The sequence below is a fragment of the Elusimicrobium minutum Pei191 genome (assembly GCF_000020145.1).
In the GTDB taxonomy this organism is placed as follows: domain Bacteria; phylum Elusimicrobiota; class Elusimicrobia; order Elusimicrobiales; family Elusimicrobiaceae; genus Elusimicrobium; species Elusimicrobium minutum.
In genome coordinates this window covers 699,131-725,169 of the sequence record NC_010644.1, presented here as the reverse complement: position 1 = coordinate 725,169, position 26,039 = coordinate 699,131, and the positions used below count along the sequence as shown (strand labels likewise).

The following is a 26,039-nucleotide window of genomic DNA, read 5'->3' as shown; positions in this document are numbered from 1 at the left end:
GTAGACCTCCGTTATATATACAAACCACCGTTTACTGCTAAAATCTGCCCCGTTATGTAAGAAGCATCTTCGCTGGCCAAAAACAATATTGCTTTGGCGATATCACCAACACTTGCAAATCTTTTTAAAGGCACCTGCTCAAGCATTGCCTGTTTAACCTCTTCGTTAAAGGTGGCGTCCGTCATTTCCGTCTGTACAAACCCGGGTGCTACGGCGTTAACTCTGATATTTCTTGACGCGAATTCTTTGGCTAAGGTTTTTGTTATTCCTATTAACCCAGCCTTTGAAGCCGCATAATTTACCTGGCCGGCGTTACCCGCCTGACCAACTATAGAAGTTAAATTTATTATACTGCCCGCTCTGGCCTTCATCATATACTTAAGAACGGCTTTTGACATAAAAAAAGAGCCTTTTAAATTAATGTCAAGCACGGCGTCCCAGTCTGATTCGTTAAGCCTTACGGCCAAATTGTCCTTTGTAATACCCGCGTTGTTAACCAATACATCAACACCGCCCAAAGTTTTAACGGCGTTATCAACAAATTTCTGGCAGGCTTCAACATCGCTTACGTTAACTGTTTCAGTATATATTTTAACGCCTAAATGTTCAAGTTCGGTTTTTGCTTTTGCAAGGCCTGCTTCATTAGTGGCGCAAATCGCCAGGTTAGCGCCTTTTTCGGCAAATGCTTTTGCCGCGCCAAAACCTATGCCCCTGCTTCCACCTGTTATGATAACATTTTTATTTTTCATAAATCTATAAAATAATTTAAAAATTGATAAATAATAAAACAAAAAACTTATTTTTTCGCTTCAAGTTTTTCAAATATTTCTTTGTATTCGGCAATATGCTGTTTTATATCGCTTACAAAACCGCTGTCAACTAACCTTTTAGCGGTTCTCACGGCGTTAAATACAGCCGTTTCACTTGATTTGCCGTGTGAAACTATGGCCACGCCGTCAACGCCTAAAAGCGGCGCTCCGCCCGCAGTGTCGGGATCGGTAATTTTTTTAACCGAGGCGAACGCCGGTTTTGCCAGCATTGCGCCAAGCATTGCAATGGGGTTTTTCTTAATTTCCCCTTTAATCATATGAAACATGGCTTTTGCCAAGCCTTCTTCAAGCTTTAAACAAACGTTACCGGTAAACCCGTCTGTAACTACCACGTCCGTAGTGCCGAAAGGCAAATCACGCCCTTCAACGTTACCGCAAAAATTAATACCCAAATTGCTTAAGTAAGGATATGTTTCCTTTACCAGGTCGTTGCCTTTGCCTTCTTCTTCGCCTATAGACAAAAGCCCTACTTTAGGTTTTCTTATACCAAAAACTTTTTGTGTGTAAATTGACCCCATTACGGCAAACTGCATTAAATGCTGCGGTTTGCATTCCGCATTGGCGCCGGCGTCTAAAAGAAGCATAAGCCCCTTTACCGTAGGAAGCGGAGCGCCTATAGCGGGCCTTAAAACGCCCTCTATACGGCCCATCTTCATAAGAGCGGCAACCATTGTCGCACCGGAATTACCCGCCGATACAAAAGCTTTAGCCCTGCCTTGTTTTACTAAATCGGCCGCCACTACTACGCTGGCATTTTTTTTGGAACGGACCTCTTTGGCAGGATCAGCGTCCATATCAATAACATCGGGCGCGTGCTCCACACTAAGACCTTTTAAATCAGAAAGCCCTAAGGAGGCCAGCTGCTCTTTTAAAACCTTTTCGTCCCCTACTAATATAACTTCGCATTTAAGCTCTTTTACAGCACGGGCCGCGCCTAAAATGTTAGGCTGGTATCCAAAATCTCCGCCGGACGCGTCTAGGGCTATTCTCATAGTCAAAACCTTTTATTTTGCGTCTTGTGAATTTTCTTTCTTTGCTACTGCAACAACAACTTTATCCTTGTAAAAACCGCAAGAAGGGCAAATGTTGTGGGGCTTTCTGGCCGCGCCGCAATTAGAACATGAAACTAAAGCAACGGGTTCTAATTTAGAATTTTGGCTCCTTCTAAGATCTCTTCTTGAACGAGTATGTTTTCTCTTTGGATTAGGCATTTTATTTCTTCCTCTCTAACTTAAACTTCAAATTCATTTATCCTTTTTAAGAACCGCAAAAGCAGAGAAATTCTGCCTTACGCAACCGCAGTTCTCTTTATTTTTATTTTTGCCGCACTGATCACACAAGCCCTTGCAGTTTTCATCACAAACAAATGTAATGCTTTCTATAAGAGCAAGCGTTTGGATAACTTCATACATTATATCAATTATTTCAGATTTAATGCTATATGTTTCAATAAACTCTTCATCAAAAGAGCCGTCAAATATATCAAGGCAGCGTCCGCATTGCAGCTTTGTTGCGCCGTATACGCGGCCCTGCACCAAAATATCTTTTTGGCTTATGGAAAAATTTAGATTAACCTTAACTGAAGTAATTTTATTAGGTTCCGATAATATGTTTTCAAAATCTTTAGGAGCAAGCTTAGCGCTGCATTTAAGCCCCTTCATTCTTATAATATCTTTTGTTCTAAAAACTAAATCTTCGGGAACATCATAGTCTGCATAATTCATATTTATATATTTTACTATTAATTAACACAAAACAAAACACCGCTCTCGCATAAGAGCGGTGTTTGAAATTTATTTTTTAAATACGCGCGACGTAAGCGCTTGTATATTCCAAGGAAAGTTCTTCCAACTTTAAAGAAAGATCTTTGCAAAGTTCTTTATCTTGGGCGCTCAAACCGGAAATTTTTTTTATTTCTTTAGCTTTATCTAAAACGGGCCTGTCCTCAAAAGCGGCGCCCTTATTGTCGGAAACGTAAAAATTTACAAACCAACCGGTTAAAGACTTCTCTAATTGCGCGTCATCAAATTTGCCTTCATAAGAAGAAAACAACTCTTTTATTTTATTTTTATATATTTCAAAACAATTATTTTTAGCTTCTGTAAGAATTTCCTCAACAGCATTTAATTTCTTATAGTGTTCGGATAGAATGCCGCTAAACTCTTCTTTTTGTATTTCAGAAACAATACCGTAAATAAACCCGAAATAGTTATAAAAAAACGTTTTGTAATTTTCATAGGAAAAATCAAAATTTAAAAATGAACTGCCTTCTTTTAATTTAACTAAAAATTTCTCAAGTTCGCCTTTTTCTTTAAGACAGCGCTCCCGGTGCTCTTCCCCGCCGGAAAGGCAAATATCGTTAAAAACATTAAGTTCTTTTGTAAGCCCGTCTATATACGTGGCGGTTTCCCCAATATGTTTTTTGTAAATAATTTCATATTTTTCAGGTTCCTGCGTTTTTTTAACTTGGGTTATAGAGGAATGTTTTTTTGCTTCTTTAACTTTTTCGGCAATATAACCCTTACTCACACCTGTTAAATTTCCAAATACCTGCGCGGCGCTAAAGCAAAGAAATGTTATCAGTAAAATTTTTTTCATAAAAGAATTCCATTACTAATAAATTACCCGTTTTAAAAGCCTTTTACATGGGCCAAAAGGCCCATTTTGCCTATAGGCCCTAATAAAAAAACTCCGCAGGAATTTTCCTCGCGGAGTTTTTATTATAAGAATTTTTTTAAAATACTTTTATTGTTCACTGTGGTAAAGTTCTTTATACTTATTGCCCAGTTTACGGTTGTAAACGGGATAATTCTTATTTAAATACATGTCCGACAAATACCCAAAACACATAGGTTCACCGGCGTCGGCCCCTTTTTGGAACCATTCTAAAGCTTTATTTATATCAAATTCTACACAGTTGCCATCCTCATACAAACGGCCGAGATGACAAGCTGCCGAAGGAACTCCCTGCAAGTGAGCTTTATTATACATTTCAACTATCAGACCGCAATTTTTAAAAGCGGGGTAATTTTCATAAATAAGAGCAAGATGCAATGAGGCCTTGCCATACCCGCCCGAAGAAAGTTCTTTTAAAGCATCAAGCGCTTTGGAAATATCTTTTTTTACGGGATATGCCCCTATTAGATAATATTCAAAAGCTAAAGCGTATTTTGCGTCTTTATCCCCCGCTTCGGCGGCTTTGCTTATATCATCAAAACGGGCTTTAAGACCTCTTTTCCATTGGATATTGTCATAACGGCAAAAAAGCGTATTTTCAAAAGCATTCTTCTTATCCCATAAGCAAGCTGTTTCAATACTGACTTCATTATTGTTAAGGCCGTAGGCGTAAACATTAGCCATTTTGCCGATTGCAAGTGTAAATCCGTCTTCGGCGGCTGCGGTAAGAGCATTCATATTATTTTTTATATCCTGGGGTGTTTGAACATAATCAAATTCCAGGTAAGCGTCTAAATATTGGGAATATTTGTCAGGCACAGATTTTGTTGCAACTTGTTTGTCCGCGCAAGCACACAAAAATAATAATGCGGCGCAAAAAAGCGTAATATATTTTCTCATAATATCCTCCTTGTGTAATTTTTAATATAGCATATAAAAACAATTATTTTTTACCTGCGGGAACAAACCTCGCAGCCACTTTACCCGCATCTATAACACCGTAACCTTGTTTAAGTTTATGCGGCCCGCTGGCAAGCGACGAGGCCGCGGCTAAAATTTCCTTTACCTGCGCGGGCGAAGGATCCTTACCTTCGTTAGCAAGCCTGTATCCTTCGATAGCCAAAGCGGCCATACCCGCCACATAAGGCGCGGCGACAGAGGTTCCGTCCGCCCAAATATAAGAATTGTTTAAACCTGTTGTGTAAACGGCGGAAGCCGGCGCGGTAAAATCAACCTGCGCGCCGTAAGAACTTTTGCCGTAAGCGCCGTCATGCGCGGTTATGCCGGAAACGGCTATAACCTCATCCATACTAGCCGGAAAAAGAACTTTATGAAAACCTTCATTGCCGCTTGGCGCAACGATAATTATGCCGGCTTTGTAAGCGTTTTTTATGGCGTCGGCAAGGTCTTGCTGCCAGCCGCTTACGCCGTAACTTAAATTTATAACGCTTATTTTATCTTGCGATGTTTTATTATGCTCAACAGCCCAGTTAATAGCATTTACGACAGGTCCGGAAGATATCAACCCCTGCCCCGGGTTTGCTTTGGCCGAGTAAATTTTAGCGTCAGGCGCTACGCCGAGCATATCTTCGCCTTTGGCTATTATTATGCCTATAACCCCTGTTGAATGTCCAAAAGTATCATAAGGACCGCTTGAGGTAAAATCCAAAGTGCTTATGGCCCCGGTTTTAAATTCCTTGTGAGGAGATACGCCGCTATCTATAACCATAACGGTAACGCCCGCACCGGTTATACCCAATTTATGGGCGGCTTCCAAATTCATGCGGGTTTTTCCCCAATTTTTATAGTTTTCCAAAATATCGCTGTTTAAATCAAAAGGGTTTCTTTTATTAACAGTTGAAGTCGGCCCCAGCGAGCCTCTTTTATGGGGCCCGCCCGCCTGCGGGTTAGCAACCGCCCTGGCCGGCACGGGAGGATTATTGCCCAAGCTTGCATATTCCTCATCTAAAGCAAATAGTATATTAGGCAGCGCGAATAAAGAAATTAAAAATAAAAATTTTTTCATATCAACACTTTATCAAATTAACAGCTTGTTTATAAAGCCAGGCAAAAAAACCCGCCGTAAAGGCGGGCTTTAAATTATAAATCAACATGACAGCATTTTGAAAGAAGCAAAGGCGGCGCGGCCTGCGCTTTTTTAAACATATTTTTTCTGTATCTGTTTTCTATTTTTTCAACTTCTGCAACGGTTATATTTAGTTTTTTAGCGATAGTCGAAGGTTCTAATTTTAAATCAAGATACATATGCAATATTTTATCTAAAACAGAGTAAGGCAAAAGGTCGTCCTCGTCTTTTTGGTTATGCGCAAGCTCGGCTGTTGGCGGGCGTGTAATTGTGCCTTGGGGTATAAGCTCTTTATTTCGGTTAATATAAGCGGCAAGCTTATAAACCATTTCTTTATAAAGGCAGGCTAAAGGAGCTATTGCCCCGCAGGAATCGCCATATAAAGTATAGTAGCCTGTGGCGACTTCAGTTTTATTTCCCGTGGCTAAAACAACGCCGCCTACCTCGGAAGAAACCGCCATAAGAACATTGGAACGCAGTCTGGGTTGAATATTTTGCACGGTTAAGGGTTTTAATTTTTTTATTCCCCCCATCTCTTTCACAATAGCTTCAAAGGTCCCGTCAATATTTATAATTTGAAAATTTATTTTTAAATTTTTGGCAAGCTTTTTTGCAAGCGTTAAACTTTCTTTAGAAGAAAATTTTGTAGGAATAGCCACACCATAAACATTAGAAGGGCCGAAAACATCAACAGCCAGCGCCGAAACAACAGCGCAGTCTATGCCGCCGCTTATTCCTATAACGCATTTTTTTATATTATTTTCTTTGGTGAATTTTTTTAAACCCGCCGTAATTTCTTTATAAACCTTCGCAGGAGTTAATTTTGACATATTTTTTCCTCTTAATAATAATTTATTAAAAACCAAATTTTATTGTATAAAAACCTTTTTTGGCAAAACAAAAAGGCGCCGCTAAAAAGCTGCCCCTTTTTATTAACTTTATTATATAAAATATTAATCTTGCAAACCAAGGCCCAAACCTTGCCTTAATTATAGCGCCTTTAGTATTAAGCAACGCTATTTTTGCTATTTAAAAGCGAAAAATGTTTTATTACCGTCGCCGCTGATCTGCCCGTTAGAATTGCCCGTAGCGCCTTTACAGATTTCATTTCCTTTGTCAGTATATCCGCGGCAAAATATTTTATCACAACCGAGACCGAAAGCCATTCCCGGATCGCAAGATAAGCGGTATTTCAATATAGAATAATCGCCGGTTGTTCTTTCAAAATATATAGCATAGCTGTAAACTGTTATATTAAAGTTTTTTCCTGTCCACCTTTGCGGGCTGCCGCCTTTGTTTGTATAAGGTATTTCAATATCCAAATCTTCCAAGGAAAGAGCCCTTGAGCCCGTGGCAAGAAAATATCTTTCATCAGCGTCGTTAACAGCGCGCAAAAGAATCATAGCCTCCGAAGCGCGCGCGCGTTCAACCGCTTTTGTATACTGCGGCAAGGCTATAGCGGCAAGTATTCCGATAATTAGCACAACCACAAGCAATTCTATTAATGTAAATCCTTTTTTCATAAAAATCCCACAGTAAAATATCATGCAAAAATAAAAAAATTATAAACTTCTTAGTATGTTAGGAGTTTTGTTCCGGGCATACAACCATTTCATAATATTCACAGATATTATATATAATATTTATATATGAAACAAAAAATTTTAATTACGATTTTTACTCTTTTTATAAGCATGTTTTCTTTTTCACAGGAAGGCAAACTTATTTCAATTGATATTAAAGATAAAGAATTTGAACCCGTTTTAACAGAAGTTGTTGAAGCAATAAAAACCTATGTGCCAAAAAAGTACCCCTATTTTTTAGATATAGAGCAAAATAAATACCCCCAAACAAATCCTTTTAGCATATTAGTAGCGCTTTTTGACGACTGTGACGACGACCATTTTGAAAAAACAGCCCACCGTCTCAGCATGACCTGGGACGCTGCCGCCGGCGTAGTAACCAACGGGCAAACGCAAACTCCTATGGCATATATAATGACGGACAGTATAAGAGAAAACTGCAAATATTATTTTGACGACACGCCGCATTGCCTTTTTTCAAAAACTTTAGCAGCGCTTGTGCATGAAGTTTACGGGCATCTTTATTACCACTTTGAGCACCCGTTTAACAACGCCGACCACTTTACAAGCGAAAATAACGCCTACACACAAAGCGTAAATATTTTACAAGCTATGTATGAAAACATGCAAGCCGACGCAAAAACCCCCGAGCAGGAACGCAGGCTTTTTATTTTAGAACATATTTTAAACAACGAAAAAAATATGCTTAGAAGATATTCCGAATAAGACCTCAATCTATTTGCAAATGCTATTTTAACATTACAATAAAAAAGCCCCCGCCGTATGGCGGGGGCTTTTTATAAAACAGTTTAGAACCTTACAAATCTTACTACTTTAAGTTCAAAACCAAGTTCTTTTGAGCAATCCGCAAGATGCTGTCTTACGCTGACTTTGTTGTCTTTAATTGTGCCTTGTTCAAGTAAGCAGTTATCTTTGGCAAATTTTTTAACTTTGCCGGGCATCATTTTTTCAATAGAAGCTTCGTCTTTACCTTCTTTCAAAGCGAGTTCTTTGTAAATTTCCTGCTCTTTGGCTATAACGTCCGCGGGAATATCCGCTTCGTCTAACCACATGCTCTGCATTCCAACGGAATGCATGGCAAGGCCGCGGGCAATTTCTTTAACTTTATCGGAGTTGCAGCAGCTTCCGTCACCATTAACGCAGGCGAGTTCAAGCATAGCGGCTTTTTTATTATCGGAATGGACATAAGTTTCAATAACGCCGCATTTGCCGGAAACTTCCCAATTATAAGCGCCTTTAAGTGAAACATTTTCACCCAATTTGGGGGCTACTTCCGAAATCATATCTTTAATTTTTTGATCTTCATCATAGTTAAGCCCGGGGTTGGCCAAAACATAGTCGCAAACGGCGGCGGCTAATTTTTTAAAATCGTCCGTGCGGGCAACGAAGTCAGTTTCACAGCCTAAGAAAGTCATGGCGTAATGTTTACCGTCATTTTTAACTACAACCTGGCCTTCTTTTGTTTCTCTTCCGGCTCTTTTAGCCATGCTGGCTAAACCTTTCTTTCTAAGAACGGTAATGGCGGCTTCAATATCGCCTTTACATTCTTCAAGAGCTTTTTTGCAGTCCATAAGGCCTGCGCCGGTTTTCTCTCTTAAATTTTTAATATCTTCTGCTAATGACATTTTTTTCTCCGTACAGGGTTAATTATTAGTCTGCGCTTTCGACTTTCTTAGCTTTGGGCGCTTTTTTCACCACGGGTTTCTTTTTTACGGCTTCTTTTTTTGCTTTCTTTTCTTCTCTTCCGTGGAGCTTTTCTTCTTCTTCAATTTCTTCGCCTTCTTCTATAACGACTGCGCCTTCGGGTTTAACGGTTTCTTCAACCGTTTTTTCGGCGGGCACGGCAACTTCTTCAGTTAAAGCGCCTTCAAGAGCCTGGGCCATAATTGTGTTTTCAACTTCAGCGGCAGGGGTTTCCTGTGCGGGTTGTTTGGGGCCTTCAGCTTCTGTGCGGCCTTCAATTATAGAGTCAGCCACCGCAGCGCAAAAAAGTTTTATAGAGCGGGCTGCGTCGTCGTTACCAGGTATAGGGTAATCAATATTATCGGGGTCGGCATTTGTATCGCAAACAGCTACTACGGGAATGTTTAAAATTACCGCTTCTTTAACCGCACCTTGCGTATCAACAGGGTCGATAACAAAAACAACGTCGGGTAAAGATTTCATTTCTCTGATACCGCCTAAAAGTGTTTGCAGGCGGACCATTTCTTTGCCTAATCTTGATGCTTCCTTTTTGGAAATAGCTTTAAAAACGCCTTCTCTTTCCCATTTTTCAAGTTCGTTTAAGCGTTCTACGGATTTTTTTACCGTTTGGAAGTTTGTAAGTGTACCGCCAAGCCATTTTTCGCTTATAACGTAAGCGCCGCACCTTTCAGCTTCGGATTTAATAGCTTCCTGAGCCTGTTTTTTTGTGCCGACAAATAAAAATCTGGCGCCTTTTTTGGCTTCTTCTTTAATAAATGCCGTGGCTTTTTTAAGTTCTTTTGCGGTTTTTTGTAAATCTAATATGTGGACGCCGTTTCTTTCGCCAAAAATATATTGGCCCATTTTAGGATTCCAGCGGCTGGTTTGGTGGCCAAAGTGAACACCGGCCTCAAGCATGGCCTTCATTGATACATTACTCATTATTATCCTCGTAAGTCTTTGCGGAAATTTAGCCGCCCGGGAGGCCGCTATGAATGCAAAGAACTTGGGCTTTACTATTCTTACGCATTGAAATTTACTGCCTGTTTCGCGCAGATATAATTAAGCTTGGTTATATTATAGCATAAAAAAACTCCCCCGTTATTCGGAGGAGGTTTTTTTTATTAAATTAAAAACGCCCGTTAATAAAAAGCATTACCGGCATAAAGCCGTTTTCCGCGAAATTAACAAGCCCTAATTGAATACCTCGGTCTATATCTCTTGCGTAGTTAATAAAACCGAGCTGAAGTCCGCTAAAGCGGTCAGCCATGTTAAAAAACCCAAGTTGAAACCCCGTAATATTGTAAGACATATTAACAAGCCCGATGCTTACCCCGCTGATATCAACAGATTTATTTATAGGCGCTGTTTGAAGACCCGAAAAACTGCCCGCGTCATTAAAAACCCAGCTTGCCTGCCACCCTGCCATAGTTTGGTTTTTTGCCCAAACAACATTAAATTGAACGCCCGCAATATCATCAGTATTACCGCCGATGCCCAGTTCTACCCCTCTTACAATGTTTTCATTGGGAAACGCAATCCCGTCCCAAAGAGACAGTTTAACAGGCGTTACTGCCATAGCGGGTAAAACAAGCGCGCAAAACAACACCGCAAAAAAAACTTTTTTCATACACCCTCCGTGCTAAAGGATTATATAACATATAAATGTTAATAATTTTTATTCTAACTATATTGATTATATAAAAAATGTAAAAAGTTTTTTCCTCCATTTAGATTAAAAAACAAATAACTTAAATAAATTTAATTTCAATAAAAAACGGGACGGTTTTTAAAACCGCCCCGTAAATAGGATTTGCATTAAACAACTGTTTTTAATTTCTTTTTTTAAGAGCGTCAAAAGTGCTTACAGGCTCTTTTTCTCTGTTGGGTATTTCTATGGACGTTACGCGTCTTGCCGGTTTGGACTGTTCTTTCTTAAGAGCCTCAACATAGGCTTTTTCCGCCGCGGCTTCCTGCGCTCTTGCGTGTAAAATCCACTTGTATCCGCCGTACACGGCAAGCCCTACCCAAAAAAACAGGCAAATTAAAGATACAAATACTTTAAAAGTAAACTTTGGCATATCTCTCCCTATTTAGCGCTTCTACCCGCTGTTGAATTATAAAGCTTAGCGTCTTTTAAAGCTTTCTTTTCAGCTCCTGAGCCTTTTATAAGCTGGCTTACCGCCGTTGTAATAAACGTAGCGCCCGCCATACCACCCAAAGTTTGAACTATGCCCGGCAATCCCGAAAACACTTTTGGCAAGCCTTTCATAAATGCGCCAAATTTTGACGATACCGCCGACAGCGTCCAAACAGCAGCGCCTGCGGTAACCATTGCCGCTGCAATTGTTTTAGCTGTTGAACTTGGGTTAACGCCATCGCTATGCTTAATAAATATTTTTGCATACGCAGCTACAACTAAAGCCATACCCGCGCCGTAAACAATCCATTTCCATGGGGCCGGCAGCGCCGACATAACAATTGCTAAAGCTGATAATCCGACCAACAACAAACTTGCCATTGCATACAATGTGTTTTCCCTTGATTTTCTTAAATCATTTTCAAGTTGCAGCGTGCCCATAGCTTCGAAAGCGGTTTGTTTATTGGATTTTTCAATATCACCCAAAGTAAGGTTGCTGCTTTCGGGAGCTACCTGTGCGCCAGCTACTGAAATACCGGCTTTATTTTCACCCGCGTTTTGGAAAGTTTCGTCAATAAACGTGGCACTGACATTCTTGCCGTCCGCGCTGGCTAAAGTTTTGCGTATATTATGGGCCTGTCTTAAAGAACCGCTGACTTCCCTGCCCTTAGCTGCTTCGAGCGCGCTGCCCTGGGAGCCGACATCGCCCTGGTTAAAACCTTGCACTCTGCCTCTGTTAGCCCTGTCTCTAGAAGCGCTGCCGCCCGCATTGGCGCCTGCGCCGCTAAGTTGCTGTCCGGCTAATTTTTGAGCCGCGCCCGCGTCCTTAACCGCTCCGCCGGCGCCGCCGGCATACTGGTTATTATAAGAACCGCCGCCGGAACGCCTGGAACCGCTTATACCCAAAGAATCTAAACCTTTGGCCTGCATTTTATTGCCGCCTGCCGCTGCCGCGGCGGCGTCAGCTTGAGCTTGCGCTGAAGCTAATTGCCCTTTTAACTCGTTTTGAGCGGCCGCATCCCTGCCGATACCCATTCCTTCAAGCATACCGCCAAAGCCGGAGCCGGAATCACCCGCTCCTCCAGAAGGGGCCGCGCTTGCGCGGGCTGAGCCGCCTGATGCTGTTGCGGGAGTGTTAGATGGAGCAAAAGCCCCGTAACCTGAACCCGAAGCGCTTTGTCTGGCCGCCTGCATGGATTTAGAAGTGCTGTCCATATTGCTGCCGTATTGGGCAAAACCGCTGCCGCCTTCACCGCTGCCGTATTGGGCAACGTCTGAGTAAGAGGTTCTGGTTATTGGAGCGCTGGCGCCCTGGTTGCCGCCGCTGAGCATGCTGACTACAACAGCGCCCGTGCCCACGGTAACCAAACCCAGGCCCGCCGCGGTAACAACATTCTTTGTTACCATGCCTAAGTTATTTAATATTTTTCCTATTTTCATAATGGTACCTCCAAGTACCTGCAAAACATTTTTATAAATAAGCTAAAAAATTTATCAAAATCATTAATACTACTTAACGACCCTTGCTTATGAGCCTGCCGCCCCGCTTGAAGCTCCGACCCCGCTTGAAATTCCGGACGATCCTCCTCCCGGTTTAGCGAAACAATCCGCCGCGTTAAAACCGTACTCTTTAGAACCCTTCACACATGTTTTTATAGATATTTGCTGGTTGGCTTGCCCAATAGCAATTTGGGTAGCGCCGTCAACCAAACCTTTTAGCATTTGTTTTCCAAGCTCAGCCCAAAAACTCGGTTTAGGTTCGGGGATTTGCCTGTCTTTCTTTTCCTGCCCATCTTTAACAGCCTTGGCGACATCACCTATTGAAGGCCCTTCACTGGCAGCTTGGCCCCCAATCCCGGCGGTTTCATCAAGCGCAAGCTCCGCCATAGCCGTTTCTAAATCCGTATCAAGTTCCGCTGTGGCTTTACCGCCCTGAAAAGCAGCCATAGCCCCGGATAAGGCGCCCTCACCGTCTTTTTTAGCGCCTGCTGAAGATTCCGCGTAAGCCTGTAATAAACTTCGGCCCCTTTCCGTTTTGCTGAGCTTGGCAAGCATTTCTTTGCTTACCTTTGTGTTAGCCGTTTTCGCATTAGACGCAGAAGCATTACCGGGCGTCCAGCTTGTGCCCCTTAAACCGCCTCCCCCTCCGCTGACCATTGAACCTTTACTCATTGTGCCTATTTGTGTAGCAGGTTTGCTTACGCCGGAACCGTAACTGCTATAAGCAGACGAAGCAGGTGCGGGCGCAGGGGTATTACGCGCGGATAACTCCTTTAAAGCGGCCTCATACTCCGCGTCGGGGGCTTCCTCTTCAGATAAAGCGTCCGCCTCCTGGCGGGCTTCCTTTTCTTCCGGGGTAAAAAGAGTGCTGTCCGGAACACCGCTGATATCATTATATTTCGCAAGCAATTCTTTTTCAGCCTCATCGTTTACAAACGGAAGCTGCGCTAAGTCGAAATTTCGGGAAGAAAGGTTGCTAAAATCGTCGGGCTTGCCTTCATCACTACCGGCCATAGCGCCGATTAAAGTAAAAAGAACAAGCAAAAAAACCAAAGCACAAGCCCCCCAAGTATAGGCTTTTTTCTTGTCCATATTTTTAAAATTAGACCCTTTTTTAATTATAAGCGCCATACAAGGCCCCCTGTTATGATGTTATATATAATATAAAATACACATAATAAAAATTTTACTCCCGATGACCCGCACTAATAAAAGTACGCTCAAAAAGGAGCTTAAACAAACATGCTTATCGCATTACTCATATTATAATGATTATTACCCGGTTGTCAAGGTTAAATTTATATTTAAAAACCATTTCCAATAATAGGATTTTTTAAAGTTTTTAGAAGTTTTTTAACAAAAATATATACTCCGAAAACTATAAACAAAGAACCCGCGAAATAAAGAATATTGCCTATTTGCACATCATAATTATAAGTGCCAAATAAAGTATGTAAATATTCCCAATCCGATTCACTACCACCCAAAAGGGTAACCTCAGGCAGACTTGTTGATTTTGCATAACGTCCTATTGAAATAAAACTATAACCCAGCCACATCTGGCACACCGCCGCCTGCATGCCTTTACCCTGCCTTAACAAACAGATACCCATAAAAGAAGGCACTATAAGTTCCATGAGCGTTCCGCCGGCCACATGTAAAAATTTATTGCCACCGCCAAGGATATAAAATATAGGGTGCCCCGCTTCATGTATACCTATATTAAAAAAATATAAAATGCCTAAAACTGTTTGAAACGCTCCGCCCAAAAACAAAAAACATAACGCTGCTGACAAAAGAAACAAAACTGTTATTGTAAAGAAACCCAAGTCCTCACTCCACGGGCCGACATTGTAAGGATCTATAAGTTTTTTGATTTTAAATAACATTTGAAATATGTTTTTTATTTTTTATAAATTTTAAGGCGGCATTTTTATTTTTAACCGCGCCCTTAAACTGGGCGCGCCTTAATTCGTTAAAAACACTTGTTATTTCTTTACCGTTAAAACCTTGCTCCGCTATTTTCCCACCCGTTATAAAAACTGCGGTTAAAGCCGCTTTACAAAATTTAGGATTAAACTTTTTTATAATTTCAAGTTGTGTGCCCGTAAGTTCTTTTAAAGGAGCCATGGAAGAGTTTACAACTTCCCACGCGCCGTAAAGTTCCTGTGATAACGCGCGCGGCAAATGAAGTGATTCTATAAAATCCCCCCCCTGCGCGCCCAAAGAACAGGCCAAAATACCCAGCCGGACATTAACATTTTTTGTTTTGGTTAAGGAATTATGCCATTTCAGTTTAGGAAAAATAAAATTGTTTAAATCATATTCCTGCAAAAATTTAAAAATTTTTCTTATTTCTTTTTCTTCTAAAATTTTAATAAGTTCCGCGCGGAGCCTTTCTCTGGAAAGCAAAGAAGGAAGCGCCGCTTTTGAAGCGTTTTTTAAAAGCCATTTTGTGTTTTTCTCTATAGTCCAATTAAAACGGCCCGCGAATCTTACCGCGCGGTAAGCGCGGGTAGGGTCGTCAATAAAACTTTTATCGTGCAGAACTTTTATTTGTTTTTTATCAATTGACTGCTTGGCTTTGAAAGGGTCATAATAAACACCGAAGGTCGCGCCGTTTATGCTGAGCGCCCAGGCGTTTGCGGTAAAATCACGTCTGAAAAGGTCTTTATCTATTGTGCTTGGCGACACTTTTGGCAACGCCGCCGGTTTTAGATAAACTTCTTTTCTGGCGCGCACAAAATCCAGTTTTAAACCGTTTTTAAGTTTAACTCTTGCGGTGCCGAAATCATCAAACTCCTGCGCCTCGGCACCGTGAAATTTAATAAGAAAATCTATTAAAACTTTACTGTCCCCTTCAACCGTAATATCAACATCTTGAGTTTTTCGGCCCAAATAAAAATCACGTACGGCACCGCCCACAAGCCACACTTTGATTTTATGCCTGTCAGCTTCTTCACCCAGTTCTTTAAAAAACTTGACGTATTTTTTTTCTATCATAAAAACAAGGGTTCCGTTTTTCCTTTTTTAATATCTTCGGCAAATTTTTTAAGAAGTTTTGAATTTAGTCCTTTGGCAAGAACATCTTCCGCAGCCGAGTATAAATCAGCAGCCTCTTTTGAATTTTTTGTCGGCACATACATAGGATAATTATTAGCGCGCGCGTAGTCCGGACGCAATGTTATTATTTTATACCCCGCAACTGCGCTTGAAGCAGCTACAACCTCGGATTCGGCCGCAAGAACAGAATCTTTTTCAAGCAGTTCCTTTAAAGCGGCCAGGCCGAAAACGTAAACAGGTTCCCCGTTAATATTCATTTCTTTGGAAAGGCTTTTCTTTAAAATTTCAAAATCGTGATGCATTTTTTCTTTTAAAGAAGACTGGTTGTTTTTTTCTTTTTCGCTAAAAACAAAAACAAGCAGGTTTAAGGCCGGGTCTAAGTATATTAAATTATTCTCATAATAAAAGTAATGGTTGCACTTTGGGCAGCAGACAAGGTTAAGCTCCCCTCCTAGAACGGCGTCTTTAAGTTCCGGCGCGGAATCCGCCGCCACTAAAGACCAAAATTCGCTTTCAAATTCCTCACACCCGTTGGGGCATTTTATTTCAGCCAAACCTTTAATTGATTTCATGTTTTCTCCAAAATTATATACGCCGTATAGCGTAAAAGCAGTGTAAAATTAATATTATATATTATAATAAAGATAAGAAGCGGCAATTTTTGTAAAGCAAAAACCTGTAAAAAAAATTGCGATTATAATAAAAGAACCAAATATTTTTGTGTTTTAACGCATGCAATTTATTTAAATATTCCCGGGATAAAGCCCGGGTTTTATTTTGTTTCAGAATTTTACTTTGCGTTTGGGCAGCGGCAACAAACAAGAGTTGATTCCTCACAACAAGGCATGGATTATATATCCCAAAACGGGCTTTTATTCTTCCTCGGGTTTACACAAAATATTTTCCTGGGTATAGCAAAAAAAACACCCCCGTATAACAAACGGGGGTGTTTTTCAAAACAGTTTTATTAAACAGCTTTCTTTTCAGCCTCGCATTGGGCCGTTTCATTTTTTTTATTATTATGGTCGTCGCCTTTTTCTTTATTCCACGGGATAGCCACGAATATCATAGCCGCAAAAGCCGCTACCGCGCAAGACATATAAAGCGCGCTCCAGCCGTAATGTGAGATAATAAAAGCCGCGCCTCTGCCCGAAATCATAGCGCCGAAATAACCGAACATACCGCTAAATCCGCAAGCCGCGCCGACTGATTCCTTTACCGTAATACGGGAAACCTGAACCCCGCCGGCAAGATTTTGGGGACCGTCGACAAAAAAGCCCACCGCACCCAAAAGTACAGCCGTAAGCATTAAATGATTAGGGCCGGAATAGAGGTAGAACGCATAAACTACAAATATTAAAATAAACAAGAAAATAATGTTTACCGGGGCGCAGCGTCCGTTAAAAAACCTGTCCGCCATCCAGCCTGATGCAATGCCGCCCAAGGTGCCTATCAAAGGCATGATTGAATATAAGAAAGGCAACGCCTTTTTGTCCATACCTTTAACTTCGCCTAAAAATATTGTGGCCCAGTCCAACGTAACAAAGCGTATATAATATATAAACACATAAGCTATTGCCAAAGCCCATAAATAGGGGTTTGTAAGAACGTATTTTTTAAGAATTTCCCAATAAGACATTTCTTCTTTTTGGGCTGTTGTGGGAGCTTTAACTCCGGTAAAGTCCTCAATCGAAGGTAAGCCTATAGATGTAGGTTTATCAACTAATGTCTTAAACAAATAAATAGAAGTTAAAAGACCAAGTATACCGGGAACATAAAAGACAGAACGCCAGCTGATAAAGTGCGACATATCTATCTGTATTCCTAAAACGGGAAGAGTAAACTTAGCGCCCACTAAAAATAAAAGGCCGCCCGCAAGCCAGGCAACAGCTGTTGTACCGACCGTATGGGAAGATGACCAAAGCGTCCATTTTGTAGCCCTTTCTTTAGCTGAAAACCAGGTTACCAAACCCCTTGCTACGGGAGGAAAACCCATTGACTGGAAGGCATTACTAAGCCCCCAAAAAAACGCCAAGAGATAAAAACTATGAAGATATCCGAAAAAAAGATTTACTATTGAAGATACAAACAAACCTGTTGCCATAAAAGCGCGTAAGTTACATTTATCCGCAAGCATACCGCTTAAAAATTTACCTACACCGTAAGTAAAGTATGAGATTGTGCCTATCCAACCGTATTGGGCAATTGTTATACCGGATTCTTCTCTAAAAATATGAGCTACCGGTGAAAGGTTTTTTCTTGTAAAATAGTACATTACATAACCTAAATACATAGAAAAAAACATTTTAATACGCATGCTTCTGTATTGCTTTTTTATTTCATTTTCATCTTTAACCATTTCAACAGCGTCTGGCATAGGTTTAAAGATGTTTTTGATTTTATCTAACACAAAAGAACCTCCTGTTTTTGTTTGTAAAAAGTATTTACTGCAACTACGACGCACTGCAAAATCCATTAATACCAAATTATAACATAAATATCCTTAAATATATTTAGAAGATATTTCATTTAAAAAGCCAACAACTTAACCAAGCTTAACGCGCCATTTAAATAAAAATATTTCATTGCGGCACATAAAAGAAGTGGCGCTTGATTTTAAGGGTTGGAATACATATGCTCAAAACCTTCTATATTATCAGCATCGTTTTTATTTTGCTTTATAATATTCCCTTCAACCCAGTCTTTAGGATTACGAGTATCTAAATTAGTCCTGCGTACGGCGTTTATTTCACGTCTGCTTACCTCAAACTCCTGGCTTAACGGGCCCTGGTAACCTCTTGAAGCTTTTATATTTGAAATAACGCTCAATAAATATTTATACTGCATAAAAATAGGAATAAGAACCAAAAGGAATGAACCCCAGGCTGAGATCAACTGAGTTTTGGCGTTTATAACAGCCTTTATTTGGGCATTTAATTCAAATTCACTTTCAAATCCCATGCCATACATATGCGTCAAAAACATAAGCGTACCGAATCCTGCAACCAAAAAGCTGCCTATACCAACCCAAAACATTTGTTTATTAAAAAGGGCGGAAATATAAGGGCTGTAAAGTTTTTTGGCATTTGGCGCATCCTTATAATATTGGACCATATCGCCTTCAATTTCCTCGCCGGATTTAACTGCGCTGATCTCTTCATCAACAGCTGTATAAATGGTTTTTTCAAGAACACCGATAGCTTGGGATTGATAGTTTGCAAGACCTAACGTCGCCAAAGAGACAAACGCCGCACCAATTAAAGGATGTACGCCCCCTAGAAGAAAATCATTATAAGTGAGAATAAAACCTAATATACCTATAAGACCAAGCGGGCCTGATACAGCCAAAACTTCGTCATCACTTACAATCTTCTTTTTCACTAAGTGTGAGGCGACTTTCCTTGCTATAATAGCGGGAACCATTGTGGCAAAAAATGTGATAACCAGGCCGAAGCTATCGCCATGTGCCACGTATTTTGACGTTACAAGAAGTAAAAATATAGCGTCCATAGACTGCTGCCCCGCAATCGACAGAGTAGTTGACCAAACATTTCTTTTCAGCGTATTTAAAAGATTAAGACGTTTTAATTCCCCTTTTAATTCCTTAATGCTGACAGTATTATTGCCGTTTTTGTCCAAAAGTTTTTTATCGGGGGTCTGTTTTCTTTTCAATTTTAAAATAAAATTATTAGTTACGCGTTTAATATTATCCACTGAAAGAGACTGTTTAATACTGTTGTATACATAACCCAAAACGGTTTGTTCAGTTTTTTTAATACCGTCTTTATAGCCGGCATGGTAAACTTTGAAAAGAGCTATAATTGCGGCCACAAGCGTAACGCCGTATATTACGTTTAAAGAAGTAACGCCGGGGTCCTTTGTAATATCCTTATTAAAAACCATAGAGAAAACCATTTTTATGATAGGGAATGTTAAAGTAACCAACATACTTCCATACTGTTTGTATAATTGCCACTGTGCATTGTTGGAAGAGTTGTGTTCATTTGTAAGAGAATGCTTGGCAAGCAAATCTTTAGTGGTATGCTGCTGCAACGCTGAACCTAAACCCAGGAAAAGCGAGCCTACCAACACTAACCCCATACCAATATCCTTATATTTTTCAGTTAAAAGATTTGTGAAGCTGACTCCCAATAATGCTAACAACGTGAAAGTTGTTATCCACAACCCGGCTTTTAATACCTTATCGTTGCCCAATGCCTCAGACATTTTTTTAAAATAATTGCCAAAAATATTAGGAACATACGCCATTACAGCAAAAGCCTGTGTCCCTAACTGAGTAAGCCCCATAACGCTTTTGAGAACACCCAAAAGATTCCTGACAACTGAACTGAAACTTGTCATTGAACCCCAATATAATCCGTTAAGTTTATCCCTGTTTAAGCGAACAGTAACGTCTAATTTTAACAATTCCGCATCACCATTAATGGATTTGACAAGGTTTAAAAACTCGTTAAATTTATTTTTAGGCAGCCTTAACTGAGCTGAATCTAACAAAGATTCAGTTCCTCTTTGTTTCTTTAAAATCACAGAACTGCCGTCAAAAATAACGCTATCGCCCTCTTCCATTTTAAAACCGTCATCTTCCACAACAAAATTTGTAGCGACATCATTATTTTTGGTCCTTATAAATACAGGGTATTTTGGCGTTTTATCACTTGTAATATCATTATTTTTGACAAGCGTCTTCCAAAAATTATACGAACTTATATTAACCAGTTTAAAAACAAAGTTATCATACTTATCTTTTGACGCAACGGCTAAACTGGATATATCTTTAGATGACATCTCCATATACCAACCGGTTAACGCATCCTCTCTGCCTGCATCTTTTTTGTACAAAATATATTTATCTTTCGTTAATGTCCAATACAGATCTGATTTAACATTTAACCTGTTATCTAAGTAAAAGGTAACGCCTTTAAAAGGAACATCTCCTATTTTGTCCGTGATATGAAATCCTGTTTTGGTCAATTCGGGACCTTTAGCCAACTTTTTGTAACCGCCAAACAGTTTTTTAACAACTTTTGCATCTACTTTGGGCGCTTCAAAAGCAAAGCCCTCCGTTTCAGACATAATTCTGTTAAGAACAATAAGTTTTTGTTCACGGGTAAGATCTAAACTGTTAACCCTTTTATAAATAGCTTTGTTTATGATTCCGCTATAAACAGAATTATCTTTTTTATTTGGTTTGCCGCCTCTTAATTTACTTATTTTTTGAGCTATAAAGCTCTTTGCCGGCGCGTTTTGTTTATATTCTTCCTCCGCGTCTTTATACGCTTCAACCCTTACTTTTGAAAGAGCCGCCGGTAAATCAAAACCCACAGGTACAATATTTTCCATACCGTAAGCAATGTCAAACTCCACGGCAGAAACTTTACCCATTTTTATGCTGGGGGTATAATTTTCAGCTGCAATAAAATTGTTGGAGGCTGAAATGATTTTTTCTTTATTTGCGGAAGTAATATTAAGCTTATTGATAACATTTTTAATATTTGTTTTAAGAAGGCTTCTATATAAATAATTAGGCACGCCGAAAGCTTTGAATATTACCCAATTTGTAGCGTTTATTAATTTCCCGGAAATTCGGTGTTTTAACCATTTCGCATCCTGAGCTATAGCATAGCGCCCGTCAACATAAGGTTTAACTATTTCAATACCCTGTTGTAAAATGACTTTTCTTGAATCGGCGTTTACGGTTTTAAGGCTTTCTGCTGCAACCTTAAGATTATCAATATTGTGTATACCTTTATTATAACCGGTTAATATTTCTAAAAAGTTAAACTCCGCATTGGTATTATCCTTTAACGCTTCTACCGTTTTTGTCCAAATAGACCATATCTTAACCTTTGCCAATCTTTCATTTGCGCGGTTTTTTTGTATAGCGTAAATGTCAAGATCGTGCGCCACTTCGTTTTCCGTAGGCTTCATTGTTTCTTTCAAAATGCTTTTATTAGTTTTCAGAATGTTCGCCGCAATATGTTCAAGACTAAGCGCCGAAAAATACACTTCTTCTGCCGCTGCTTGCATTTTTTCAACAGTTGACTCATCACCACCTTTCATTAAATTTACTTTCTCTTTAAGGTAATTTTCTCTGGCCGAAAGGTATTTTATAAAACTTTGATAATATTCCGTTCTTTGTTGCGCGTCGCGTTGCTTGTCTTTGGCTACGAACAGTTCTTCACGCAAGGTCGCTTGGTATTTTTCCTTCGCAAAATATTGCTCATCCGCAGGATCTGCTTTAGTCATCCCCTTAATAATATTTTCTTTTGCGTCGGCTTCTTTTGTTCTTTCTAAATAAAGGTTCTCATTAATTCTGACTTCCGCCATGAGATTTTGTTTCTCTTTTTTGATATCGGTTAAATCCTTTTGGGTGTTTTTAAGTTCTTTTTTCCTCGCTTCTACATTATTTAAAACCGCGCCTACAAGGGTATTGGCTTCCTCAGATATTTTTTTATTTTCCGCCGCGATATTGCGTATTATATATTTATCATACTTAGAAGCTGTTGAAAATTCTCTTTCAGTATAAATTATAAATGTAATTTCTTTTAGCAATTCTTTTTTGCTTAATGAAGAAATATTAAGAACTTCTAAATTTTCAGATGCTTTTTTAGCTAATATCTTTTTGAATTTTATATCTGAAAGTTTAGCGCTGGGAGAAATAATCTCAATTTCTTTTAAATCAGCATATTTCGCAAAATATTCTGTTGTAGCGTCTTTATAGGCATTATCTAAAGCATTTGTTACAGCCTTTTTTTCTTCAGAATTTAGACTGCCCGTAATTTTGGCATATATATTTGTTGATAAAAACGGCAGGCCAGAAAACATAAAACTTTTAACGGAACGCTGGTTTACGGCAAAAGAAAGTTTTTTAGCTAAGGCAACAGGAATCTCACTGTTATTAAAAGCAGCATTTATTTTGCGTAAGGCATTTTCTTTGACAGCCGCTTCCACCACAGGTCTTGCTGAGGAGTATACCTGCCCGGTTACATGATGCGCCGCTGTTCCTTCTAAGGCTTCTTGCGCGGGGGTTATTTTTTCTACTCTTTTGTTTATTATCCTGCTTACCGTCTCTTCTTTTCCTTCCCCGTTTACCCTCTTATAGCTCTCAACGTCTTGCTTATATTCATACCCATATTTATTTTTTATATAATCATCCGCAGCCTTCGCTATCGGCGTATTTGACAAACTCCATTCCCCTTTTTCGCCTTCTACATAACCCTGGTTGTTTACATGTATATTACTTATATACCCGGCTACCGCGCTGTTCTCTAAATCCGTCAGCTCTCTCCCTTCTTCCACCGCTCTATCCAACACCGCCTCTGCCCTCGTCATCTCCACAGCAGCCCACTGCTTCTTCATGCTCTCCGCCGTTATCCCTTCTTTCCCATACTCCCTTCTTATCTCCCTTCCTATCTTTAACTCTTCCGCAAGCATCGCTACAAAACCTATCCCGCTCATGTTTATCAACTCTTGCTTGATAAACTCCTTCGTGCTTACCTCTTTACTTACTGGCGCTCTTACCCCCACCAACTGCGCGTATACCCGCTCCAATGTTCCAGACGACGGCCCGCTGCCTCCCTCCGCCTCTGCCGGCCTTCCTATTATACTTCCTATCCCAAATAACTTTGCCGTATCACCTACTCGCTTTGCTCCAATCCCTCCCAACTTCGACGCCTTACCTATTCTCCCCGCTCTATCCAATCCCTTACTTACTCCCGATACAACCTCCGCGCTCCTCATTGCTTTGCTTACCTCGCCAGCCGCGATTACTCCCCTTATTAACTTTCCACCCTCTATCGTCCTTACTCCTACCCCCCCTGCTTCCGCCATCACGCTTATCTGCTTCCCTACATTACTTATATTCTTTACCGCGCTTCCAGCCTCCGTCATGCTCCCCATTGGCAACATTACCATCATACTGTATACCACAGCCTTGTTCTTCGCATGTACAAAACTATTCTTCGCCCTACCCATCACTCTGCCAATCCTGCCAACCCCACTTCCCGTTCCTCTCGCAGCAACAATAACCTTTTCACCCTCCACCACTCCACCCGCTACTTTATTCCCCTCCATAACTCTAAACGCACCGGTAACTTTACTCTCCAAACTTATTCCCTTCCCTCCCTCTATTATTCCTTTCCCCACAACAGGCCTCGCGCTAAACGTGCCTCCCCCTCCAGACCCGCCTACGCTTAAGCCCAAATCCTTTACCTTCGTCTCTACCTTCAACGTTCCCTCTAACACCGGACTTATCTTTAACTTCCCTCCTATCCGACCCTTCACTACCTTTAACTCTCCTCCCACACCCTCTAAACCAAATTCTATCACTCCCCCCTTTACCCCACCGCTAACCTTCTTTACCGCATTTACACGCTCCATCGCCGCCGCCTGCTCCGCTACCTTTACACTCCTTACCCCTCTTACCGAAACTTCCTTCCCAGCATTCCCTGCCCCCCTCAAACTCCTCCAACAGTTCTCTACGCTCCTAGGTACCCTAAACGTGCTCATACTCTTCGCCAGGTTTCCTATCAACGCTATCATCACAACTATATCTAATACATACGCTAATCTCTTCTCATTATAATACTCCCTCGCCCTCTTTAACTGGTCAGCGTTAAACCCTCCTATCTTCAATCCCACCGCTTCCTTTATCTTCCTGTCCGTTCCAGACGTCACATCCATATACGTCGTACCCGCTATCACCTTCCTTATCTCGTTAGCCCCTCCATCCCCTTCATACGCCCCACTACCCAATACTCCAACTATAAACGGCCAATGCAAATTCCGCTCTTCTCTTAATAATTTCCTTATCTCACGCTTTCCTCCAGCTCCCCCTAAATACGCCAAATCCTCCCCTATATCCGTAAATACATTCCTCATTGGCATCATTAAACACGCATCACTTCCCCTCTTTACCTCTACCTCCTGACACATCTTTATATCTCTAACACTAAAACCCCACTCCCTTGCCTTCTCCTCATCTATATACTCAAACCGCCTCGTCACTTCATTCAAATACAACGCCTTTTTACTCACATGATTATAATACCCGTCAACATACTCCGACGGCGTAAATACAGCCCCAAATTTGTCCCACGCCCACTTCACCGCGTTCCTAGGATACCCGCTCCTTACCGTTTCCCTTATCAATTCTCCTAACAATACAATCCCCTTTTCTCCGCTTAATATCAACCCGTGCGCCGCCCTGCTCATTATTACAGACGATACCCGCCCCTCACTCCAATACTCCTTCCCAAATTTGTATATCTCCTCCTCCCCTCCTCCTATCAACCCAAGCCCCGTCATCGCACTCGTTATATCTATACAACTCTTCTGCGCCTCCCCCAAACCCCTCACATACCCGTCCGTAATCCTGCTCTCACAAACTCCCTTACTCTTCTTTACATCCAATACCTCTTTATAATATGCCCTCATACTGCCCGCTGTCTTTCCCCCTAAATCTAATCGCCTCATCCCTACCAATACCTCCGTCACCAACGGCGCGTACCTTTCCTGTATTCCCCTCTTCGAATACAACAATATGTCCACCAATACCTTTAACATCGCTCCAGTAGCTTCATCTATATCCATCTCCAACTTCTTCCTGCTATCCTTTCTTATCAAATCATACCTTAACTCTATCACTCCCTTCCCTACCTTCCTCGAATCACTGTTCTGCAACGTCCTCTTATACGCACTGTATACCCTGTCCGCACTGTTTAATAAACCTCCCTCCTCTACACTCTCTCCTTCTACATCGTTCCCATATCCCAACCTAACACCCCCCTGCTCGGCAAAATACTCCAACGCTTTATAATAATCCTCTCCCATTACCTCATATACCCTCCTCTCACGACTCCCGCTCTCAATCGCTATCTTTACACGCTCTTCTTCATATACCCTCTCAACCCTCACACTCTCCACAGCAAAACTCTTCCCCCATACCTTCCCCAACTCCTCACTTATCTCTCGACCTATTAATCCTTTTTCGCTCTTTATCATGTAGCCGGAGTTCTTTATGTTCTTGGAATTTATTATTGGATTGATAACTGTTGATTTTGTAGTTTTAGGATAAGAAATAGAATCTTTAAGCGCCTTTGCCTCGTTTTTAGCTTGAGCTAAAGCGTCCAAAGGCAAAGTCGTAATAAAAAGTGTAAAAATTAAAATTGAACTAATAAGTTTCTTCATAATGTTTCTCTAATCTTTTTTAAATTATTAATATGTTTTTTATAAATAAATAGTGTTATTTTTAGTATTCGATATTTATCGCTTATTAACAAGAGTCTTAAGACCCATTTTAACTATAGGCCTTTTGGTCCCCATACTAACATAAAATTTAACTGCAAAAAAAACCCTGAAGACATTTTGCCTTCCGGATTATAAAAAGAATTTATACGAAGATAAAACCAGATTTAGGTGTTTTTTAAAAGTTAGAA

General features: G+C 40.6%; 20 protein-coding genes and 1 pseudogene. 1 reads left to right on the top strand and 20 read right to left on the bottom strand.

The features are described from left to right. Positions 1-11 precede the first annotated feature (11 nt). The 9 genes from fabG to EMIN_RS09430 all read right to left on the bottom strand — a co-directional run bounded on the left by fabG (position 12) and on the right by EMIN_RS09430 (position 7,115). Complete coding sequence (gene fabG, locus EMIN_RS03400) at positions 12-749, bottom strand: 3-oxoacyl-[acyl-carrier-protein] reductase (protein ID WP_012414829.1); 738 nt, start codon at positions 747-749, stop codon at positions 12-14. Positions 750-796: 47 nt separating this feature from the next. Next, complete coding sequence (gene plsX, locus EMIN_RS03395; protein ID WP_012414828.1) at positions 797-1,822, bottom strand: phosphate acyltransferase PlsX; 1,026 nt, start codon at positions 1,820-1,822, stop codon at positions 797-799. Between the two features lie 12 nt (positions 1,823-1,834). Beyond that, complete coding sequence (gene rpmF, locus EMIN_RS03390) at positions 1,835-2,041, bottom strand: 50S ribosomal protein L32 (RefSeq protein WP_012414827.1); 207 nt, start codon at positions 2,039-2,041, stop codon at positions 1,835-1,837. Between the two features lie 33 nt (positions 2,042-2,074). Then, positions 2,075-2,554, bottom strand: coding sequence for a YceD family protein (locus tag EMIN_RS03385; RefSeq protein ID WP_012414826.1), 480 nt, complete (start codon positions 2,552-2,554; stop codon positions 2,075-2,077). A gap of 76 nt (positions 2,555-2,630) precedes the next feature. Next, positions 2,631-3,428: a hypothetical protein gene (locus EMIN_RS03380; RefSeq protein ID WP_012414825.1), complete on the bottom strand. Its 798-nt coding sequence runs from the start codon at positions 3,426-3,428 to the stop codon at positions 2,631-2,633. Positions 3,429-3,575: 147 nt separating this feature from the next. Next, positions 3,576-4,406, bottom strand: coding sequence for a tetratricopeptide repeat protein (locus tag EMIN_RS03375; RefSeq protein ID WP_012414824.1), 831 nt, complete (start codon positions 4,404-4,406; stop codon positions 3,576-3,578). A 43-nt stretch (positions 4,407-4,449) separates the two neighbouring features. Further along, positions 4,450-5,532, bottom strand: coding sequence for a S8 family peptidase (locus EMIN_RS08195; RefSeq protein ID WP_012414823.1), 1,083 nt, complete (start codon positions 5,530-5,532; stop codon positions 4,450-4,452). Positions 5,533-5,606: 74 nt separating this feature from the next. After that, positions 5,607-6,422: an NAD(+) synthase gene (gene nadE / locus EMIN_RS03365; protein WP_012414822.1), complete on the bottom strand. Its 816-nt coding sequence runs from the start codon at positions 6,420-6,422 to the stop codon at positions 5,607-5,609. Between the two features lie 195 nt (positions 6,423-6,617). Next, on the bottom strand, positions 6,618-7,115 hold the full coding sequence (locus EMIN_RS09430) for a type IV pilin protein (protein ID WP_012414821.1): 498 nt from the start codon (positions 7,113-7,115) through the stop codon (positions 6,618-6,620). A 126-nt stretch (positions 7,116-7,241) separates the two neighbouring features. Here EMIN_RS09430 and EMIN_RS03355 point away from each other — a divergent pair, with 126 nt between their 5' ends. Beyond that, positions 7,242-7,901, top strand: a complete 660-nt coding sequence (locus tag EMIN_RS03355; RefSeq protein WP_012414820.1) for a hypothetical protein — start codon at positions 7,242-7,244, stop codon at positions 7,899-7,901. Between the two features lie 83 nt (positions 7,902-7,984). Here EMIN_RS03355 and tsf read toward each other — a convergent pair whose 3' ends face one another. From tsf to EMIN_RS03300, 11 genes and pseudogenes are all read right to left on the bottom strand, one after another. Then, positions 7,985-8,821, bottom strand: coding sequence for a translation elongation factor Ts (gene tsf / locus EMIN_RS03350; RefSeq protein WP_012414819.1), 837 nt, complete (start codon positions 8,819-8,821; stop codon positions 7,985-7,987). Between the two features lie 313 nt (positions 8,822-9,134). After that, positions 9,135-9,821 (bottom strand): annotated as a pseudogene (gene rpsB, locus EMIN_RS03345) (30S ribosomal protein S2); the annotation flags it as partial. A 187-nt stretch (positions 9,822-10,008) separates the two neighbouring features. Next, positions 10,009-10,509 carry an LA_2272 family surface repeat-containing protein gene (locus EMIN_RS03340; protein ID WP_012414817.1) on the bottom strand — a complete coding sequence of 167 codons (501 nt, stop codon included), beginning with the start codon at positions 10,507-10,509 and terminating at the stop codon, positions 10,009-10,011. A 202-nt stretch (positions 10,510-10,711) separates the two neighbouring features. Further along, complete coding sequence (locus tag EMIN_RS03335; RefSeq protein ID WP_012414816.1) at positions 10,712-10,960, bottom strand: hypothetical protein; 249 nt, start codon at positions 10,958-10,960, stop codon at positions 10,712-10,714. 8 nt (positions 10,961-10,968) lie between these two features. Beyond that, positions 10,969-12,459, bottom strand: a complete 1,491-nt coding sequence (locus EMIN_RS03330; protein WP_012414815.1) for a hypothetical protein — start codon at positions 12,457-12,459, stop codon at positions 10,969-10,971. 87 nt (positions 12,460-12,546) lie between these two features. Further along, entirely contained in the window at positions 12,547-13,650 is a 1,104-nt protein-coding gene (locus tag EMIN_RS03325; RefSeq protein ID WP_012414814.1) for a hypothetical protein, read from the bottom strand. 173 nt (positions 13,651-13,823) lie between these two features. Continuing rightward, entirely contained in the window at positions 13,824-14,408 is a 585-nt protein-coding gene (locus EMIN_RS03320) for a hypothetical protein (protein ID WP_012414813.1), read from the bottom strand. Then, complete coding sequence (locus tag EMIN_RS03315; protein ID WP_012414812.1) at positions 14,398-15,522, bottom strand: tRNA nucleotidyltransferase/poly(A) polymerase-related protein; 1,125 nt, start codon at positions 15,520-15,522, stop codon at positions 14,398-14,400. The genes EMIN_RS03320 and EMIN_RS03315 overlap by 11 nt, the downstream gene beginning before the upstream one ends. Beyond that, a complete protein-coding gene (locus EMIN_RS03310) occupies positions 15,519-16,154 on the bottom strand; it encodes a CpXC domain-containing protein (protein WP_012414811.1) in 636 nt (211 codons plus the stop codon). The genes EMIN_RS03315 and EMIN_RS03310 overlap by 4 nt, the downstream gene beginning before the upstream one ends. 395 nt (positions 16,155-16,549) lie before the next feature. Then, positions 16,550-17,992, bottom strand: coding sequence for an MFS transporter (locus EMIN_RS03305; RefSeq protein WP_012414810.1), 1,443 nt, complete (start codon positions 17,990-17,992; stop codon positions 16,550-16,552). Between the two features lie 206 nt (positions 17,993-18,198). Then, a complete protein-coding gene (locus tag EMIN_RS03300) occupies positions 18,199-25,791 on the bottom strand; it encodes a hypothetical protein (RefSeq protein WP_012414809.1) in 7,593 nt (2,530 codons plus the stop codon). Positions 25,792-26,039: the final 248 nt, after the last annotated feature.

Bases quoted from the DNA above. Each gene is read 5' to 3' on its own strand.
- EMIN_RS03335 (WP_012414816.1), bottom strand. From the start codon at position 10,960: ATGCCAAAGTTTACTTTTAAAGTATTTGTATCTTTAATTTGCCTGTTT.
- EMIN_RS03300 (WP_012414809.1), bottom strand. From the start codon at position 25,791: ATGAAGAAACTTATTAGTTCAATTTTAATTTTTACACTTTTTATTACG.
- EMIN_RS03315 (WP_012414812.1), bottom strand. From the start codon at position 15,522: ATGATAGAAAAAAAATACGTCAAGTTTTTTAAAGAACTGGGTGAAGAA.
- nadE (WP_012414822.1), bottom strand. From the start codon at position 6,422: ATGTCAAAATTAACTCCTGCGAAGGTTTATAAAGAAATTACGGCGGGT.
- plsX (WP_012414828.1), bottom strand. From the start codon at position 1,822: ATGAGAATAGCCCTAGACGCGTCCGGCGGAGATTTTGGATACCAGCCT.
- EMIN_RS03325 (WP_012414814.1), bottom strand. From the start codon at position 13,650: ATGGCGCTTATAATTAAAAAAGGGTCTAATTTTAAAAATATGGACAAG.
- rpmF (WP_012414827.1), bottom strand. From the start codon at position 2,041: ATGCCTAATCCAAAGAGAAAACATACTCGTTCAAGAAGAGATCTTAGA.
- EMIN_RS03385 (WP_012414826.1), bottom strand. From the start codon at position 2,554: ATGAATTATGCAGACTATGATGTTCCCGAAGATTTAGTTTTTAGAACA.
- EMIN_RS03330 (WP_012414815.1), bottom strand. From the start codon at position 12,459: ATGAAAATAGGAAAAATATTAAATAACTTAGGCATGGTAACAAAGAAT.
- EMIN_RS09430 (WP_012414821.1), bottom strand. From the start codon at position 7,115: ATGAAAAAAGGATTTACATTAATAGAATTGCTTGTGGTTGTGCTAATT.
- EMIN_RS03310 (WP_012414811.1), bottom strand. From the start codon at position 16,154: ATGAAATCAATTAAAGGTTTGGCTGAAATAAAATGCCCCAACGGGTGT.
- EMIN_RS03355 (WP_012414820.1), top strand. From the start codon at position 7,242: ATGAAACAAAAAATTTTAATTACGATTTTTACTCTTTTTATAAGCATG.
- EMIN_RS03380 (WP_012414825.1), bottom strand. From the start codon at position 3,428: ATGAAAAAAATTTTACTGATAACATTTCTTTGCTTTAGCGCCGCGCAG.
- EMIN_RS08195 (WP_012414823.1), bottom strand. From the start codon at position 5,532: ATGAAAAAATTTTTATTTTTAATTTCTTTATTCGCGCTGCCTAATATA.
- EMIN_RS03340 (WP_012414817.1), bottom strand. From the start codon at position 10,509: ATGAAAAAAGTTTTTTTTGCGGTGTTGTTTTGCGCGCTTGTTTTACCC.
- EMIN_RS03375 (WP_012414824.1), bottom strand. From the start codon at position 4,406: ATGAGAAAATATATTACGCTTTTTTGCGCCGCATTATTATTTTTGTGT.
- EMIN_RS03320 (WP_012414813.1), bottom strand. From the start codon at position 14,408: ATGTTATTTAAAATCAAAAAACTTATAGATCCTTACAATGTCGGCCCG.
- tsf (WP_012414819.1), bottom strand. From the start codon at position 8,821: ATGTCATTAGCAGAAGATATTAAAAATTTAAGAGAGAAAACCGGCGCA.
- fabG (WP_012414829.1), bottom strand. From the start codon at position 749: ATGAAAAATAAAAATGTTATCATAACAGGTGGAAGCAGGGGCATAGGT.